Genomic DNA, 17,076 nt, shown 5'->3' on the forward strand with positions numbered 1-17,076 from the left:
CAAAACGCTCCGGCTTTTGGTTATTCGGCGGGTGCCGGTGCGGTGTCCCCGGACGTGGTGTCGGGGGCGGTTTGTTCTTGGGGCGTGACAGTGGCACCGGGGGCAGCCTTTTGCAGGCCCATCACGATCACACGGTCCCCCGCCGATAGGCCCTCGCTCACGATCCAGTCCGATCCACGGTCCTGCAGCACCGTCAGCAGGCGCTGTTCGACCACATTGTCGGCGTTGACCACCATCGCCAGCGGCTGCCCACGACGGTCGCGGCTCACGGCCTCTTGCGGGACAAGGAACGCATCCTTGGCGATCCCTGTCGGCATTTCAACGCGAACATACATGCCGGGCAGCAGCAGGCGGTCAGGGTTGGCAAACCCCATCCGTAGAACGACCACGCCGGTTTGCTGGTCGACGTCCGGCTCGGCCGCGTTCAACGTGCCGGTCTGGTCGTAAATACTGCCATCCGCCAGCGTTAGCTTGACCTCGCGCGGGGTGTCGCCCAGCCGTTTTTCCGCATTGCCGCGCCGCCAATCAAGCAGTTCTGCAGCCGATTGCGTCACATCGACATAAACGGGGTCAATGTTGCGAATGATAGCGAGAGGGCTGGCTTGGCTGTTGGTCACCAGCGCACCGGGGCTGGTCAGCGACCGCCCGATCTCGCCTGACAGGCGGGCACGGACCTGTGTGTGGTCCAGTTCGATCTGGGCCGATTGCAACCCCGCTTGCGCCGCCTGCAGCGACGCCGCCGCGCCGTCCCGTGCTGCGACCGCCGCATCAAGCGCCTGATCGCTGGCCACATTGCGCGACGACAGTTCCTCGAAGCGCTTGGCCTCTCGATCTGCTGACCGGGCTTGCGCCTGAGCCTGCGCGACCGAGGCCTGCGCCTGTGCCACCGCGGCCTCATAAGCGATTGGGTCAATGGTGAAAAGGACATCGCCTTCTGCCACAGGCTCGCCTTCGGTAAATAGACGTTTGGTGACGATCCCAGCCACTTGCGGCCGCACCTCGGCCTCGGCAGAGGCCACAACGCGTCCCGGTAAAGTGGTGGCCAGCTGCACGTCCTGCGGCTGCATGGTCAAAACGGTGACAGCGGCGGGTGGGCGCTCTGCCTGCTGTGCCACTGCGGGGACAGACACCGCACAAATAGCCGTTGCAAGAACTGCGTGGCGCAGCCCGGAAATCAAGGAATTCATTCTGACGATCCTGTCTTTTCAATTCATATCTTAAATCGCACCAGAGGTGCCGGTCTCTGGGAGGCGACGTGCCCTATTTTTCTGGCGCAGTTACCGGCGCTTGGGCGGCGACCTTGGGCCCGCAGGTCGCGCGTGTCGCCGCTGGTCCCGTCGGTGACGCCGGCGGCTGTAGCTTGCGATAGATCAGAAAGGATATGCAGGCCATAGCCCCCATCATCGGGATTAGTATCGCCATCGCCAAAAGGGCATTGCCCATCATCGCCCCGATTGACCCAACAAGCAGGCCCGAGCCCATCTGGATAAAGCCCAGCATCGACGCAGCTGCCCCCGCCGACCGCCCAAACGGGGCCAGCGCTGCGGTGGACATCGCCGGCATCACAAAGGCGATCCCAAAAGAATAGGTCGCCACGGGCACCATCACATGCAAGAAACTGGGCGGCCATAGCAGCAGCGTCAAAGTCCCAAGACTGCCCAAGGCCACGAACACAAGCCCCGGCCCGACAAGCCGGTTTGCCGAAAAACGGCCCATCAACTGGCGCACCAAAAGCGACGCCGCAAAAAAGCTGCCCGATTGCGCCAGCATAGAGGCGCCGAACTGCGCCGGTGTCAGCCCGACCTCGTCCATCAGGATAAACGGCAGGAATGTCGCCTGCGCATACAGCGCGCCAAGGGCCCCGCCCATGACCAGGGCGGCCGTCATAAACTGGGGATTGCCAAGCAAGGACTTGTAGGTCCGTCCGAGCGCTTTGAAGTTCAACCGTGACGGGTCAGCGGTCACGGTCTCCTTCATCGAGAACAACGCCACCCAAATCACAAGAAAACCGATCAGGGTCATAAGCAGGAAAATCGACTGCCACCCGAAGAGGGGCAACATCAGACCGCCGATCGTAGGTGCCAGCGCCGGCCCGAGCGCTAGGATAATGCCGATCAGGTTCATGATCCGCGAGGATTGGTCGTCGGTGAATAGATCACGCACCAATGCCCGTGAAATCGCGATCCCCGCCGAGGCGCCTATCCCTTGCAAGAAGCGCGCGCCCATCAGGACTTCGACCGTGGGCGACAGGGTCGCCGCGACACTGGCCACACAATAAAGTGCCATAAATGCAATCGTAATCGGGCGTCGACCAAGCGCATCTGACAGCGGCCCTGCAATCAATTGCGCACAGGCGAAACCACCGAAATACAGGGTCAACGTCAGCTTGATTGCGGATTCCGTCGTCTCGAACACGCGCACCAGCTCTGTCATCGCTGGCGTATATAGCGCCATCGACACAGGCCCGATTGCCACCAGCAAGGCGCCAATCATGCTGACCCGTCGTTCCGACATAATAGGGGATGTCATTTTGCGCCCTCGGTCTTGCAAGAAACCCCGCGCAAGGCGGCCAGATTTTGCCGCAGGGTCAGCGCGGTTTGATGAAAGGTCTGCCATTGCTCTTGGGTCAGCCCGTCCGAGATGATGGCCTCTACGCGCTCGCCAATCTGTGCGATTTGCGACAGAACGTCATTGGCCTGCGGGGTGAGCGACGCGATCTTGGCACGGCGGTCGTTTGGATCAGCGGTGCGGGCAATCAGCTCTGCTGCCTCGAGGCGATCCAGAAACCCTGTGAGGCTCATCGGGGTCATCCCCAGACTTTCTGCCAGCATATGCTGTCGCGTAGCACCACACCGCGCCATATGCGCCAGCACACGGGCCTCTGCCGCCGTAACCGCCAGTTCAGCTGCGTCAATCTCGCGCTCGAACACACCCCTGGTAAGACGACCAAGGTCGCTGATAAGGAAACCAAAGCTATCGGGGTTGATGGTGGTACGCATGTTGTGTCCGCTTATAATATGTTTACCTTATTATATAGCGCACTGATGCATATCGCTCCAAGTGTCAATTCGACTATCTCTACAAAAAAACGTGAGCCCGCCAGCCTGATGCCCGTCTTTCCGGCAGAGTTGTCGATGATAATGATGCACGCTTTACGTGCGCGATTCCGTGTTGCCGATTCCCCTTTTAACCCAGGCCGGCGCTTGGCCATCTATGTGACTTCCACGCGCATCTGCGTTTCCGTCCAATGCTGCATCGCCCTTATTAAATAGGTAAAAGGAAATTTGAATTGGATTAAATGCCTAAGTATTAAACCGAGATCGCCCCAATTATGACAAGTTTCGCCATCAGATTGAATGCAACAGAAACAGCCATACCGAGCTGTTGCGGAAAAGTAGTTAGGCAAACAAATGAAAATTCTGGCGGTAGATGACGACCCAATCATCCTAGAGCTTTTGTCGCATTTCATTGAAGGCATGACCGATCACACGCTGGTCACGGCCGAATGCGCAGCCGATGCCCTGCAGGTGATCAAGGATAACGCCCGCGCGCCGTTTGACAGCTTCCTACTTGATATCCAGATGCCTGTCACCGATGGCATCGAGCTGGCCAGCCAGATCCGTTCGATGAAGCAATACATCGAAGCGCCGATCTTGATGCTGACCGCGATGTCCGAAAAGTCTTACATCGACGCTGCCTTCTCTGCGGGTGCAACGGACTATGTGACCAAACCATTCGAGATGACCGAGCTTAAGGCGCGCCTGTCACTGGTTGAACGTGCGGTCGAAGGATTGGCCACGCGCACCAGCAAGATTTTCGCCGCCAAAGCGGTCACCCATCACAACGGCAAGCCTGAGCGTGCGGTGCAGCTGCACGAACCGATGGCGATCCACGATGTGAATAACCTCATCGAATTCATGGCGCTTGAAAACTACGTGCAGCAGCTGTCGCGCAGCGATCTGTTCGGGTCGATCTGCTTTGCCTTTAATATCCGCGATGTCGAACATTTCCACGGCAGCATGTCGAACTTCGAATTCAGCAGCATGCTCAGCGACGTCGGAGAGATTATTTCCGACACGCTCGACGGGTGCCAGTTCCTGATGTCCTATGCCGGCGGTGGCACTTTTGTGTGCATCACCGAAAGCGGATGGCGCCCCGATCCCAGACTTTTGGCAAATGATATCAACATTTCGCTGGCAAAAACCGAATTGTTCGATAACCGTGGAGAGCATATCAACCCGCGTATCTGTGCCGGCAAGGCTGTGCGTTTGATGTGGAAGACGAATTCGTCGGTTATGGATGCGCTGTCAGAGGCACATGTCTCTGCCGAAGAAGCGACAGCCAACTACCAAAAGGTCCAGAACGACTTTTGGAATGTAGGGAGGACGGCGTGATGCACCAGAAACTGGAGCTACCGGGAATCGAGCGTATCCGCGCGCGGTTCCTCGAAATGCTAGAGCAGCGGCAACGTGCACTGGCAGAACACGCGCTGGCCGCATGGGAGGGGACCTCCCTGCAGGATATCAATGACAACCTGACCGAAGCCCGCCGAATCCTGCACCAGATCGCCGGCACTGCCGGTTCTTTGGGGTTCGACGATCTAGGCACCATTGCGCGCGACAACGAGGTCGCGATTGACACGCATCTTGATGGCCCCAGCGGCAAGATCGCCAGCTGCCCGACCGAGATTATCTTTGGGCTGGATGATTTCCTCAAAAGTTCGGAAGCGTTGATTGCTGAACAGGCCACGCTCGAATCCGCGTAGCGCGGTCTTTTGGCCCCGAGCCTTTGGGCCGCGCGCCGTTGCAGTGTCTCGCACTCCGGCCTGACGGGGGTCAGCCCTCAGTTTCTTGCGACATTCCATTGATTTTCAGCAGTCGATAAAGGACGTTCGTCGCAGCACGAAACGCCCCTCAGTCGAAAGTGGACCTGTCCTATGACCCAACCCCATATCCTGATCGCAGGCGGCGGAATCGGCGGCCTTGCACTGGCCCTCTCGCTGCATCAACTTGGCGTGCGCTGCACGGTATATGAACAGGTCCGCGCCCTGAAACCTCTGGGTGTGGGGATCAACATCCAACCCAATGCCGTGCGCGAGCTTTTTGATCTGGGGCTCACCCCCGCCCAGCTGGACAAGATCGGTGTGCCGGCGCGCGAATGGGCACTGGTCGGACAAAAGGGGCAAGAGATTTACGCCGAACCGCGCGGCACTGACGCGGGTTACCGCTGGCCGCAATATGCCGCACATCGGGGCCAGCTGCATATGCTGCTGTATCAAACGCTGGTGGACCGGGCCGGCCCAGAGGCGGTGCAGCTGGGAGCCAAGATCAGCGGATATAGCATCCTGCCAGAGGGCGGCGTGACCGCGACCATCAACCATACCGACGGATCACACTCCATTGTCGAGGGTACGTTGCTGATTGGCGCGGACGGGATCCACTCTGCCGTGCGCGCGCAGATGCATCCGCACCAGCCGCCGATCCACTGGGGCGGCGCGTTGATGTGGCGCGGCACGTCGCGGGCGAAACCGGTGCGTACGGGGTCTTCGTTTGTCGGGCTTGGCGATCACCGTCAGCGCATGGTGATCTATCCGATTTCAGCACCCGACGCTGACGGCTTTGCCACGATCAACTGGATCGCCGAGGTAACGCTGGATGAAACCGAGGCGCGCAAAAGCGGTTGGTACAAGCCCGCGCAGCTGTCCGATTTTGCGCATCATTTCGACGGCTGGACCTACGATTGGCTTGACGTGCCTGCCCTGCTGCGCGGCGCATCCGAGATATACGAGAACCCGATGATCGACCGTGATCCCGTGTCGACTTGGGTTGACGGTCCGGTCGCCCTGATCGGGGACGCCGCTCATGCGATGTATCCCACAGGATCAAACGGCGCGAGCCAAGCGATCATGGACGCCCGAAACCTATGTGCACTTATGGTAAAGCAAGGCGTCACACCCGCCGCGCTGCGCAGCTTTGATAACACCTATTGCGGGCCTATTTCCGATCTCATCCTACGCAACAGGGGGGCGGGCCCGTTCGGGTTGTTGAATATGGTAAATGACCGCTGCGACGGGACCTTCGACCGCATCGACGATGTCATACCGGCCGCGGAGCGGTCCGCGTATATGGCACAGTACAAAACCGCTGCTGGCTTTGCCGTTGACGCCCTCAACGCCGCTGACCCGACGCTGCCCCAAGGCGCACGGTTGGTGGTCTAAGGCTCTGGGACCATCGCATATTTTTTGTGCGATGCCGAAAACGTGAGCGGGAAAAAGATTAACTTACTAAAATTGTCAGGTTGACCTTTCACGCGATATTCTTCAGGTACTGCGCATGATTTCCATGCCTCCGGCAGTGCCCGTCGACCCGCTTTCGTCGGCAGCATCCGCAGGCGCGATCCGTCAAAAGGAACCGACCGTATGACCCGCAGTCTGATGACCTCTGTGCTTGCATTGACCTTGGCCTCCCCCGCCCTCGCGGTAGAGAAAGCCGACGTGATCGACACATACGCCGACATCGCCGAAGCCGCGTACGGCGACAGTCTGATCACCGCCCAAGCGCTGGTCGACGCCGTGGATGCCCTGATTGCAGAGCCGTCCGCCGACACAATGCAAGCCGCCCGCACAGCTTGGCTGGCGGCGCGGGTGCCCTACCAGCAGACCGAAGCCTACCGTTTCGGCAACCCCATCGTGGACGATTGGGAAGGCAAGCTGAACGCCTGGCCGCTGGACGAAGGTCTGATCGACTATGTTGACGCATCCTATGGCGGGGCCACTGACGAAAACGCCGCCGCGGCGCTGAACGTCATCGCGAACCCCACCTTCACGCTGTCGGGAACAGAGGTAGACGCCAGCACAATCACACCTGAATTCCTCGCTGAGACATTGCACGAAGCCGACGGCAACGAGGCTAACGTTGCTTCGGGCTATCACGCGGTTGAATTCTTGCTGTGGGGGCAGGATCTGAACGGCACGAAACATGGTGCCGGTGCGCGGGACTGGACCGATTATGCCTCGGGCGATGATTGCACCAACGACAACTGCGACCGCCGCGGTCAATACCTGAAGGCGGCAGCCGATCTGATCGTGTCAGATCTGGAGTATATGGTCGCACAATGGGCCGAAGGCGGTGCCGCACGCAGCACCCTGACCGGAAACGAAGACGGCGCGATCTCGGCGATGCTGACCGGTATGGGGTCGCTGTCTTACGGCGAACTTGCGGGCGAACGGATGCGCCTTGGTCTGATGCTGAACGACCCCGAAGAAGAGCATGACTGCTTTTCGGACAACACTCACAACAGCCACTATTACGACGGTTTGGGCATTCAAAACGTGTACCTTGGTGCCTATGCACGCACCGATGGCACGTTGGTCACCGGCCCGTCACTGTCCGATCTGGTCGCCGCCGAGAACGCCGATCTTGATGCGGAAATGCAGCTGAACCTGTCGACCACCATGCGCAAGCTTGGCCAGATGAAGACCGCCGCCGAAGCAGGCATGTCCTATGACCAGATGATGGCCCGCGGCAACAAGGGCGGCGAAGCTTTGGTTATGGGTGGGGTGAACGCCCTGATCGCCCAGACCAAGACCATCGAACGCGTCGTCGCCACCCTGGGCGTGGATGACGTGGCGATTGAAGGCTCCGACAGCCTCGACAGCCCCGGTGCGGTTTTCGAATAATACACGATTTTCATGAGCTCCTCCTCCCACTGAAAGTAAACAAGAATGAAGAAACTACCGGTTGCGCTTTGGCGCTGACCGGTGCCACTCCCCTTTTGGCACAAGAACAGGCTTTTGTCTGGGGCGGTGAATTCGAAATCGGCGTCGACAGCACCGTCACATCCGATGATCCTGCTGACGAGTTGACCGATAACTACGCAAGCCTTTCGCTGGCGTTCGAAGCTGGTGTCGCGACCAGCATCACGCTGTTTGGTGAAGTGAGCCTGGAAAGCGTCACAGACCCGGCCGAAACCCGTCATTTCGACGATCTGGGTCTTTATGTGGACGAACTTGGCCTGCGCTTTGATCTGGCCGCAGGCGAGCTGAGCGTCGGTAAAGTAAGCCCGACCTTCGCTGTTGCATTGGACGCAGCCCCCGGTTTCTACGGCACATCGCTGGCCGAAGACTATGAGTTGCCCGAAGTGATCGGTGCGACATTCGACATTCGACATGCCTGTCGCCGCCTCCGGCGGGGTTCTGTCCTTTGCGCTGTTCTATTTGGATGACACGGCGTTCAGCGACTCGCTGGGGACAAAGCGCGGCCGCAACACCACCGCGGACGGTGGCGCGGGGAACACCGGCAAGCTGAACAACGTCGCTCTGCAATACACGCAAGAGATGGGCGCCACGACCTATTGGGTTGGCGCACGCTTCCTGACCGCAGGCGAAAGCGATCTGTCCGACGAAAAAGGGGCCGTGATCGGTATGGCGCATGACTTTGGCAACGGGTTCGACCTGATCGCCGAAGTTGCCTATTTCGGCGGGTTTGTCGGCACGGGCGAGGATTCCACCTATGCGACTTTGGGCGGGTCTTACGTTCAGGGGCCGTGGGCCTATTCAGCCAGCTATACCGGCATCGACAACACCGCGAACGGTTACGACGATTTGATCACGGTGGGCGTAGACTATACGTTCGAGAATGATATGTCGCTCGGTGGTGGCGTCGGTTTCTACGATGTAGGCGGCGATGACTTTACCACTGTCGGTGCATCCTTGGTGATCCCATTCTAATTAAGAGATAGGGCAGATTATGCATTTCCTCCGGTCTTTTATCCCTCAGGCCTTGGTTATGTCCCTGCCCCTATTGAGCGGTCCGGTCTACGCCGGGCCGCTTGATGAACCCCATCTAGATATCATCCCGCGTACCGCTGATGAAACGGCACGTATCTCCGATGTAACCGCCCTTCCCGACAGTTTTGACGCCCCCAGCCCGTTCGAGGTGAACAGCGCCGGTGCCGCCACCGTGCGTCCGCGCATGAACGCTGATGCGTTCTCGCAAGCGTCAGGGAATATGTCGTTCGAGGACGAGCTGACCTTCAAGCTGGGCAACGGGCTGTTTCGCAAGCTCTGGGTATCTTCGCCATCGTCGACACTGGCCTCTGACGGGCTGGGGCCGTTATTCAATGCGCGATCCTGCCAAAGCTGCCACATCAAGGACGGGCGCGGCCACCCGCCCGAAGGCCCCGACGACAGCGCCATTTCAATGTTTCTGCGCGTATCCATTCCGGGCACCGAAGACGCCGGTAATATCAAAGAGATCGAAGGCTATCTGGCCACCCTTGCCGAACCGACCTACGGCACCCAGATGCAGGATTTCGCCGTATCGGGGCACAACGCCGAATACCGTTTGCAGGTTGAGTATACCGAGTTTCCCGTGACGCTGTCGGGCGGTCAGACGGTATCGCTGCGGCACCCGACCTATACCGCGGCGGATCTGGGCTATGGGCCGCTGCATCCCGACGCGATGCTGTCGCCCCGCGTGACACCGCAGATGATCGGGCTTGGCCTTCTGGAAGCGATCCCTGCGGCGGATATTTTAGCACTGGCAGACCCGAATGATGCGGATAGGGATGGAATTTCGGGCCGCGCCAACATCGTCTGGTCGCAGGAATACAACATGCCAATGTTGGGTCGCTTTGGCTTAAAGGCGGGCATGCCCACGATCCGCGAGCAATCGGCAGGCGCCTTTGCCGGCGATATCGGAATCTCTAACCCGATCTTCGGCGACCCGTTCGGCGATTGTTCGACCATTCAGGATGCCTGCGTGAATGCACCCCATGGTGCTGGCGATGTGCGCGGGTTCGAGATTGATGCCAAAGGCCTGGACCTGGTCACCTTCTACAGCCGGAACCTTGCCGTGCCCGCCCGCCGCGACGCGGACGCCCCCGAGGTGCTGCGCGGCAAACAGGTGTTTTATGAGACGGGGTGCGCCGCGTGTCACCAGCCCAGTTTTGTCACCCACCGTCTGAACGACCAGCCGGAACAAAGCTTTCAGCTGATCTGGCCCTATACTGACATGCTGCTGCACGACATGGGCGAAGGTCTGGCCGATCACCGCCCAGAGGCTCGCGCCACCGGCACCGAATGGCGCACCGCCCCGCTTTGGGGGATCGGCATGACCGAAACTGTGTCAGGCCATACCCAATTTCTGCATGACGGGCGCGCGCGGTCGCTGCTTGAGGCTGTGCTTTGGCATGGCGGAGAGGCAGAGCCCGCAAAGGATCGCGTCATTGACATGCCTCCCGCCGATCGAGAAGCTTTGATCCACTATCTGGAAAGTCTGTAAAATGAAAAATCTGGTCCTCGCTCTTGGTTTTATCTGCGCACCATTGGGCGCTGCGGCCGATGTAGCTACCGCGATGTTGCGCGATGTGGTCGATCACCACATCCTGCCGCGCTATAGCACCTTGGCTGAACGCGCAGATGCGCTGGCGGACGCCGCCGAACAGAACTGCGCGCCCGATGCTGCGGCGTTGCGCGATACCTACCACAGCGCCTTTGACGCGTGGATTGCTGTGAGCCACCTGCGCTTTGGTCCCTCCGAGGTCGACAACCGCGCCTTTGCGCTGGCGTTTTGGCCCGATAGCCGCGGTGCGACACCGAAAACACTGGCCGCCTTGATCGCAGATGCCGATCCCGTGGGCACCAATCCGCAAGCCTATGCCGATGTCTCCATTGCGGGGCGCGGGTTCTATGCGCTCGAATTTCTACTTTTTGACGAACAGATCAGCACCTCGGGCGATGCGACCTATCGCTGTGACTTGGTGCAAACGGTGACCGCCGATATCGCCACGCAGTCCCATGCCATTCTGGACGGATGGACGACAGGCTATGCCGACGCCGTCGCCGCCCCGTCCGAGGGCGGTCCCTACCGTAGCACCGAAGAAGCCGCGCAAGAGCTTTATAAAGCGCTGAACCTCGGGCTGGAGTTTACCGCAGACACGCGCATCGGGCGCCCGATGGGAAGCTTTGACCGCCCCCGCCCAAAACGCGCAGAGGCGTGGCGGTCAGGCCGGTCCTTACGCAATGTCGAGGTCGCGCTGGTGTCGTTGCAGGATCTGGCGCGGCGGTTGGCGGCCGGAAGCGACGCCGTTGTTGCCAGCTTTGACGATCGGTTTGACGACGCGCTGAAAGTTGCAGGCGACTTGGACGACCCGGTATTTGCGGGCACCGCCACACCGCAATCGCGCCTTAGGGTAGAGGTGCTGCAACAGTCCGTTGCGGCGATCCGCGAGGTGGCACGCGACGATCTGGGCCCGCAACTAGGGGTCGCATCGGGTTTTAACGCATTGGACGGAGACTGATACCGTGACCAACCGCCGCCATTTTATCGCAGGGATGCTGGCAACGGGGCTGGTCCCCGCGCCCACTTGGGCCGATGCGGGGGGACCCGCCTATCTCGCGGCTGCAGGCCTGAGCGATGGCAGCTTTGTGCTGTGTGGGATCGATGCCGCTCTTGAGGTGTTGTTCCAGCTTCCCTTGCCTGGTCGCGGCCACGCGGCTGCGGCACATCCTTCCAAACCCCAAGCCGTTGCCTTTGCACGGCGCCCCGGGAATTTCGCGCTGGTGATCGACTGCATCACGGGGCGTGTCACGGCCACACTGCACGCACCGCAAGGCCGGCATTTCTACGGTCACGGTGTCTTTTCTGCCGACGGGAGCCTGCTGTACACAACAGAAAACGACTATGCCAACGGCATTGGGCGCATTGGCGTCTGGGACGCCGCACTTGACTATGTGCGGGTGGATGAATTCGCCAGTGGCGGGGTTGGTCCCCACGACATTAAACGTCTGCCCGGGGGCGACACGCTGGTCGTAGCGAACGGCGGGATTGATACGCACCCCGATTCAGGTCGGGCCAAGCTGAACATCCCCACGATGCGGCCAAACCTCACCTATATCAACGGCCGGCGCATATCAGAGCAGGTCGAACTGCCCCCAGAGATGCACCGTAATTCGATCCGGCATCTGGCTGTCGGATCCGATGGGCAGGTCGCGTTTGGCATGCAGTGGCAGGGGGACGGCGATGCGCCCGCGCTTGTGGCTTTGCACCGGCAAGGGTCTGCACCGCTGCTGCTGGAGGCGGCCGAGGACATGCACGGCTATATAGGCAGCATCGCGCTGTCTGACGACGGCGCCGAAATCGCAGTGACCTCCCCGCGGGCGGGATTGGTCCAGATGTTTGATGCAACCCGCGCGACCTATGGCCGGAGCATTGCGTTGACCGATGTATGTGGCGTGGCGGCGGCCTCTGATGATTTCATCGTGACCAGCGGCACCGGTATCTTGCAACGTCTGTCGGGCCGTCGGACGCCGGAACGACCGTTGATGTGGGACAATCATCTGGTGCGGCTCTAGCCCACGGGTCCTAGATGTATCGGCGGCGGGATTCCCCATGGGGAACCACAGAGCTAGAGGTCGCGCCCCATAGCAGCGCGTCCAATGTTGCGGGCCCCATCTGCTCCGCCATTGCGCTCACGACGCCAGAGCTTACGCCAGCAAGAAAAGTCACAAGCTCGTTCAGGGTCAATTCCTCAAGCAGCAGCTTGAGGGTACCTGCACCGACATTGCACAACACCTCGTCCAGTTCTTCGGGTTCGAGCACATTAAGCAAGCGCGTCGCGGCGGGGGTGTTGAGGTTGGCCAGCAACACCGCAGCGCTGCCGACACCAAAAGCGCGGTCAAATTCATCGGTGCCAAGCGCAGTCACGAAGGCCTCGATCTCGGCTGAAGTCGCGTTGTTGAGCGCATCGGCGAGTTTGAAGGCCGTCTGCCCTGGGGCAGAAAAATCGAACACCGCATCAATCAGCTGCTCCGAGACGGCGGCGGCACCGACGAATACTGCGCGGGCGCCGTTCTCCATCGTGATGATGACATCCCCGTCGCGCAGACCACAAGCCCCCGCGAGGCTCATGGCAGCGCGCAGATCGGCGCGGGAGGGAAACTGACCCAGGAAGGTGATCGCATCCCCGCGCGCGAGGTCAAGGTCGCTGACGACGATATGCGTGTCGGAGGGTATCACGATAAAGTCTGGCACGGGGGCGGTCACTTCCTCCTGGGTCAATTCGGGGTGTGCGGCACGGGGCCTGGCCCAGATATCGCCCACATGAGAGCAGCCGGCGTTGATCTGGATTGTCTGCGTCGGATCTGCGTCCGTTGGCATGACATAACGGGCGCAACGCATCCGGTCTGCCGCGAGTTTAAGCGCGGTGTTATCGGCGGTGATGTCCAGAACCGAGGCTGATGCGTTTCCAGAAACATGGATGCCAAGTAAGGTGCCCAGTACCGCATCGCGCAGGGAGGCCGTGTTGGCACGTGGAGCCCGTTCTAGAAATGTTGCATTTGCCATCGTCTTCACCTTGGGTTTGCCTCAGCCACCGGTTGTAGCCGTTAAGATCAAATTAACTTTAAATGTGAGGGGCGTCGCGGGCCTAGGTGGGTAGACCAAGCTCGCTTGCGGTTATGTCACTATGCAAAGGGATAGGTTCAGGCGTTTGCACCGCAAGATCCATCCTGCGTTGTACAGGGCACCGGAGTTTACCATTGCCAACGCAGCCCGCCCCGCCTAGCCTTTTGGAAATTGCAAAACAGCGCCCAATCAACGAGGCACAGCAAAAAATGCAGTTAAAGCAGTAGTGAAGGAAAAGTTTCAAGCGAGGCAGATGATGCCATGTTCTGCATCAGATGCTGCGGGAACGCGGGGGAATCGTTCTATTTGGATGCTTTTACAAGTGGTTTGACGCCGTGATGTTTGGTACCAAGAGGCTGGCTTTGACTATGCTTTCCGGTGTCCGCAAAGCGACGAGATGACCCAGAAAGAAGATATGGCGGGCGCTAGAATTGTGAAACAGGTATGGGGCAGATTGCGTCAGGCGCTTTGGGGCGCTGCTGTGGTTGCGGGCGTTGCGATGCAACCGGCCGTCGCACAACAGACCGTAGATACAAACGCGCCCCGCGACATCACCATCGGCATCCTCGCCTCCGAAGGGATTACACGCGCGCTGGACAGCTGGCTGCCCATGGCAGCAGCGCTGAATACGGCAGCGCAGGATGCGCGGCAGAACTATCGGTTCAAGATCGCGCCCTATACCGACGCCACGATGATCAACAAGATTGCGCAGGGCGCGCTGGATTTCTTCCTCGTTGACCCGGCGGCCTTTGTTGTGGCCGAGGTCGAAAGCAATGCCCGCCCGCTGCTGTCCGTCGCCCAGATGTGGGAGGGGCAGGTCTATGACAAAACCAGCGTCTTGGTCTTTACCACCGCCGAAAGCAACATTCGCGGCATCCCCGACATTGCAGGGCGCAGCATCATGGGGGTGTCCGCTGATGAAATGACCGGTTGGAAGCTGGCCTTGCACGAGTTTCGCAAATACCGGCTGGATATTGACGATATCGCGGCCCGCGCGCTTTTCTCGGGCGGGAACCAGCGCGAGGTCGTCTATGCCGTACAAGCCGGACTGGTAGACGTGGGTGTCGTGCGCGCCGGTGTACTTGAAGGGCTGGCCCGTGACGGTGTCATCAATCTTGACGATTTCCGCCCTGTGTCCCCCGTTGATCATCCGGGCTACCCGTTCTGGGCCAGCACCATGCTGTATCCCGATTGGGTATTGGGCACGATACCCGGCGTGCCTCAGGGGGCGTTAACAGTTCTTGTGGACACGTTGCTGGGTCAGGACACAGGCAGCCCCGAGGCGATCGCCTCTGGCGGAACCGTTTGGCTGCCGCCGCAAAACTACCAGTCCGTGCATGAACTTCTGATCTCGCTTCGAGCCCGCCCCTACGAGAACTACCTGCAGCGTTCGGCGCTGCGCATTGCGTCCACCTATAAATGGCTGGTGTTGGGCGTCCTAGTGCTGATCGTGTTTTCGCTGTTGTTCCTGATCTTTCAGCTGCGCGAAAATGCACGTCTTGCCCACGCCCGCAAAGATGTGCTGAAATCTGAACTGCGGTCGAAACAGTTCTATCGCAACGCGGTAGAGGCCCACACCGTATTTTGCATGTTGAACCAGAATGGTGCGATCACCCATGTGAACGACCAGTTTGTGCAAGCCTGCGGACGGTCCCGCGAGGGGCTGATCAGCACGCCGCTCGTTGATATTATGGATGCCGGCAACCGTGGTGTTCTTGGGTCCGAGGTGTTGCCGGCCATGACGGCGGGCACCCCGTGGAAAGGCACAGTGGTGCTGCACAAGACCGACGGAAAAGCGGTCTGGCTTCAGTGTAGCTTTATCCCGATCACCGACGACGATAAGCAGCTGCGCGAGATTGCGATTGTCGCCTCTGATATGACTAAGACCCGCGAGGGCGTGTCAGAAGCGCGGTTCAACAACACATTGGAACTGCTGCAGGATCACGTGGTCGTCTTCCAACCGCAAACCTATGCTGTGATGTATGCCAACGCATCCGTTGCGAAACACCTGATGCGCCACGACGACAGCAACGACTGGCGCGGCCGAAGCCTGTCCGACCTTATCGGCAAACGCGATTACGCCAGCCTCAGAGAGCGCTGTGCGGCTTTGATCAAAGGCCCGGAACGCCGTGTCTCGTGGGAAGTCGAAGCAAGGTCGGGTGTTACCTATGATATCAGCCTCGAGTACGTCAGCCCCGCGCAGGATGAGCCGCGCTTTATCGCAATCTACCGCGATGTCTCGCAGCGCAAGGTGGCTGAAAAGGCCAAGACCGAATTCCTGTCGACGGTCAGCCATGAATTGCGCACGCCGCTGACCTCTATCAAAGGGGCGTTGGGGCTGGTGCTGTCAGGTGCGACGGGACAGCTGCCTGACAAGATGAAAGGGCTGGTCACCATCGCCGCCTCTAGCTGTGACCGGCTGATCTTGTTGATCAACAGCATTCTCGACATGGAAAAGATCGAGACCGGCACGCTGGATTTCCGGATGAAAGCGATGAACCTGTCTGACACGCTGAACACGGCCTTGGTACCGAACCAGCTTTATGCTGAACGCGCCGGCGTGTCGCTACGCCGGGTGGAAACATCCGACGCTGACGGCATGCTAACCTATGGCGACCCCAAACGTTTGGTGCAGGTGTTGGATAACTTGCTGTCAAACGCTGTTAAGTTTTCAGACCACGGCGGAGAGATCCTGATCGCGCTGCACGCCGTCGGGGATCAGCTGCGCATCTCGATCCGGGATTTCGGCACAGGTATCCAAACGGCGGCGCAAGCGTCGGTGTTCGAGAAATTTACCCAAGGCGACAGTTCTGACAGCCGGTCCAAGGGCGGCACGGGTTTGGGGCTTACAATCGCCAAGGTCATCGTTGACCATCATAAGGGGAAAATCACGTTCTTTAGCCGCGAGGACGTGGGCACAGAAATTATCATCACCCTGCCCCGCTTGGCCCAAGAGGACGCGCCGGTGCCCGATACCCCAGTGCAGGTCGTGCCGCCAACTGCCTTTTCCGCCGAGCTGGAAAAACAGGCGCGCAGGACTCCATCGGTCGTCAGAAAGAACGCCGCGGAACATCTGGTGCAGCAGATCACACAGGCTGGTTATGGGCCAGAATTCGAACTGGGCAAGGCAGATGTTGGTCGTCTCGCCGCAGGCGTTGAAATCGTCGGCGCCCCCCTGTTGAATAAATGGATCACACAAAGCGAACGCGACACGCTTTCGCAGCTGATCGGCGCGGGCGCGGTAGCGGATGCGGCCATCTGCGTGATCGAAGCTGCGTCAAACACCGACAACAGCGCGTCGGGCAGCGCATCAACCGCCGTCGTACAGCTGCGCGCCTGGTTCGGCGCTTGCGCTGAACCCATCGGCAATCCGGCGCAGCCGTTAACCATCGCCGCAGTGGATCATCCAGACGTAGCAAGCTGGCTCGAGACGGAGAGCATCGTGACCTTTGACGATTCCGTCGATCTGGTTAAATCCGTCGCCACGTCGCAGGCAGATGTGGTGCTGACCTTTGCGATCAACGACGGGTCGGCCAGCGTCATGGCAGTGCCCACGGCGCAGGGGTTGATGCCTGCCGGCTGGCCGGTTTGCGTGTTGGTGATCCGCAATGTCGAAAAAAAGAATTCGCTGGGTGTCGTGTCAAAGTTCAGTAGCGGCAGCCGTTAAAAC

Annotated in this window: 14 protein-coding genes; 10 read left to right on the forward strand and 4 right to left on the reverse strand. The window is 59.7% G+C overall.

Translation table 11 applies throughout. The features are described from left to right. Positions 1-20: 20 nt before the first annotated feature. The 3 genes from GLP52_RS16880 to GLP52_RS16890 all read right to left on the reverse strand — a co-directional run bounded on the left by GLP52_RS16880 (position 21) and on the right by GLP52_RS16890 (position 2,999). Positions 21-1,187 carry an efflux RND transporter periplasmic adaptor subunit gene (locus GLP52_RS16880; RefSeq protein ID WP_237272995.1) on the reverse strand — a complete coding sequence of 389 codons (1,167 nt, stop codon included), beginning with the start codon at positions 1,185-1,187 and terminating at the stop codon, positions 21-23. Between the two features lie 73 nt (positions 1,188-1,260). Further along, positions 1,261-2,529 (reverse strand): multidrug effflux MFS transporter, encoded by a 1,269-nt coding sequence (locus GLP52_RS16885; protein WP_237272996.1) that lies wholly within the window; start codon positions 2,527-2,529, stop codon positions 1,261-1,263. After that, positions 2,526-2,999: a MarR family winged helix-turn-helix transcriptional regulator gene (locus GLP52_RS16890; RefSeq protein WP_093732916.1), complete on the reverse strand. Its 474-nt coding sequence runs from the start codon at positions 2,997-2,999 to the stop codon at positions 2,526-2,528. Before GLP52_RS16890 ends, GLP52_RS16885 begins: the two co-directional genes overlap by 4 nt. Positions 3,000-3,410: 411 nt before the next feature. On the opposite strand from GLP52_RS16890, the gene GLP52_RS16895 reads away from it, so the two are divergent. The 9 genes from GLP52_RS16895 to GLP52_RS16935 all read left to right on the forward strand — a co-directional run bounded on the left by GLP52_RS16895 (position 3,411) and on the right by GLP52_RS16935 (position 12,355). Further along, complete coding sequence (locus GLP52_RS16895; protein ID WP_237273779.1) at positions 3,411-4,394, forward strand: response regulator; 984 nt, start codon at positions 3,411-3,413, stop codon at positions 4,392-4,394. Continuing rightward, positions 4,394-4,765 (forward strand): Hpt domain-containing protein, encoded by a 372-nt coding sequence (locus GLP52_RS16900; protein WP_093732914.1) that lies wholly within the window; start codon positions 4,394-4,396, stop codon positions 4,763-4,765. Before GLP52_RS16895 ends, GLP52_RS16900 begins: the two co-directional genes overlap by 1 nt. 171 nt (positions 4,766-4,936) lie before the next feature. Continuing rightward, entirely contained in the window at positions 4,937-6,217 is a 1,281-nt protein-coding gene (locus tag GLP52_RS16905; protein WP_237272997.1) for a flavin-dependent oxidoreductase, read from the forward strand. Between the two features lie 201 nt (positions 6,218-6,418). Continuing rightward, entirely contained in the window at positions 6,419-7,678 is a 1,260-nt protein-coding gene (locus GLP52_RS16910) for an imelysin family protein (RefSeq protein WP_237272998.1), read from the forward strand. A 68-nt stretch (positions 7,679-7,746) separates the two neighbouring features. Continuing rightward, positions 7,747-8,223, forward strand: a complete 477-nt coding sequence (locus GLP52_RS16915; protein WP_237272999.1) for a hypothetical protein — start codon at positions 7,747-7,749, stop codon at positions 8,221-8,223. After that, on the forward strand, positions 8,168-8,728 hold the full coding sequence (locus GLP52_RS16920) for a hypothetical protein (protein WP_237273000.1): 561 nt from the start codon (positions 8,168-8,170) through the stop codon (positions 8,726-8,728). Before GLP52_RS16915 ends, GLP52_RS16920 begins: the two co-directional genes overlap by 56 nt. A gap of 58 nt (positions 8,729-8,786) precedes the next feature. Then, positions 8,787-10,283, forward strand: coding sequence for a di-heme oxidoreductase family protein (locus GLP52_RS16925; RefSeq protein WP_093732910.1), 1,497 nt, complete (start codon positions 8,787-8,789; stop codon positions 10,281-10,283). 1 nt (position 10,284) lies between these two features. Further along, positions 10,285-11,301 (forward strand): imelysin family protein, encoded by a 1,017-nt coding sequence (locus GLP52_RS16930; RefSeq protein ID WP_093732909.1) that lies wholly within the window; start codon positions 10,285-10,287, stop codon positions 11,299-11,301. 4 nt (positions 11,302-11,305) lie between these two features. After that, positions 11,306-12,355: a DUF1513 domain-containing protein gene (locus GLP52_RS16935; RefSeq protein WP_093732908.1), complete on the forward strand. Its 1,050-nt coding sequence runs from the start codon at positions 11,306-11,308 to the stop codon at positions 12,353-12,355. Between the two features lie 10 nt (positions 12,356-12,365). Here GLP52_RS16935 and GLP52_RS16940 read toward each other — a convergent pair whose 3' ends face one another. After that, complete coding sequence (locus GLP52_RS16940; protein ID WP_237273001.1) at positions 12,366-13,346, reverse strand: hypothetical protein; 981 nt, start codon at positions 13,344-13,346, stop codon at positions 12,366-12,368. 457 nt (positions 13,347-13,803) lie between these two features. Between GLP52_RS16940 and GLP52_RS16945 the strand changes: the two genes are divergently transcribed. Continuing rightward, a complete protein-coding gene (locus GLP52_RS16945) occupies positions 13,804-17,073 on the forward strand; it encodes an ATP-binding protein (RefSeq protein ID WP_093732906.1) in 3,270 nt (1,089 codons plus the stop codon). The last annotated feature ends 3 nt before the right edge of the window (positions 17,074-17,076 follow it).

It is taken from the genome of Sulfitobacter sp. M22 (assembly GCF_021736025.1).
In the GTDB taxonomy this organism is placed as follows: Bacteria; Pseudomonadota; Alphaproteobacteria; order Rhodobacterales; family Rhodobacteraceae; genus Sulfitobacter; species Sulfitobacter litoralis.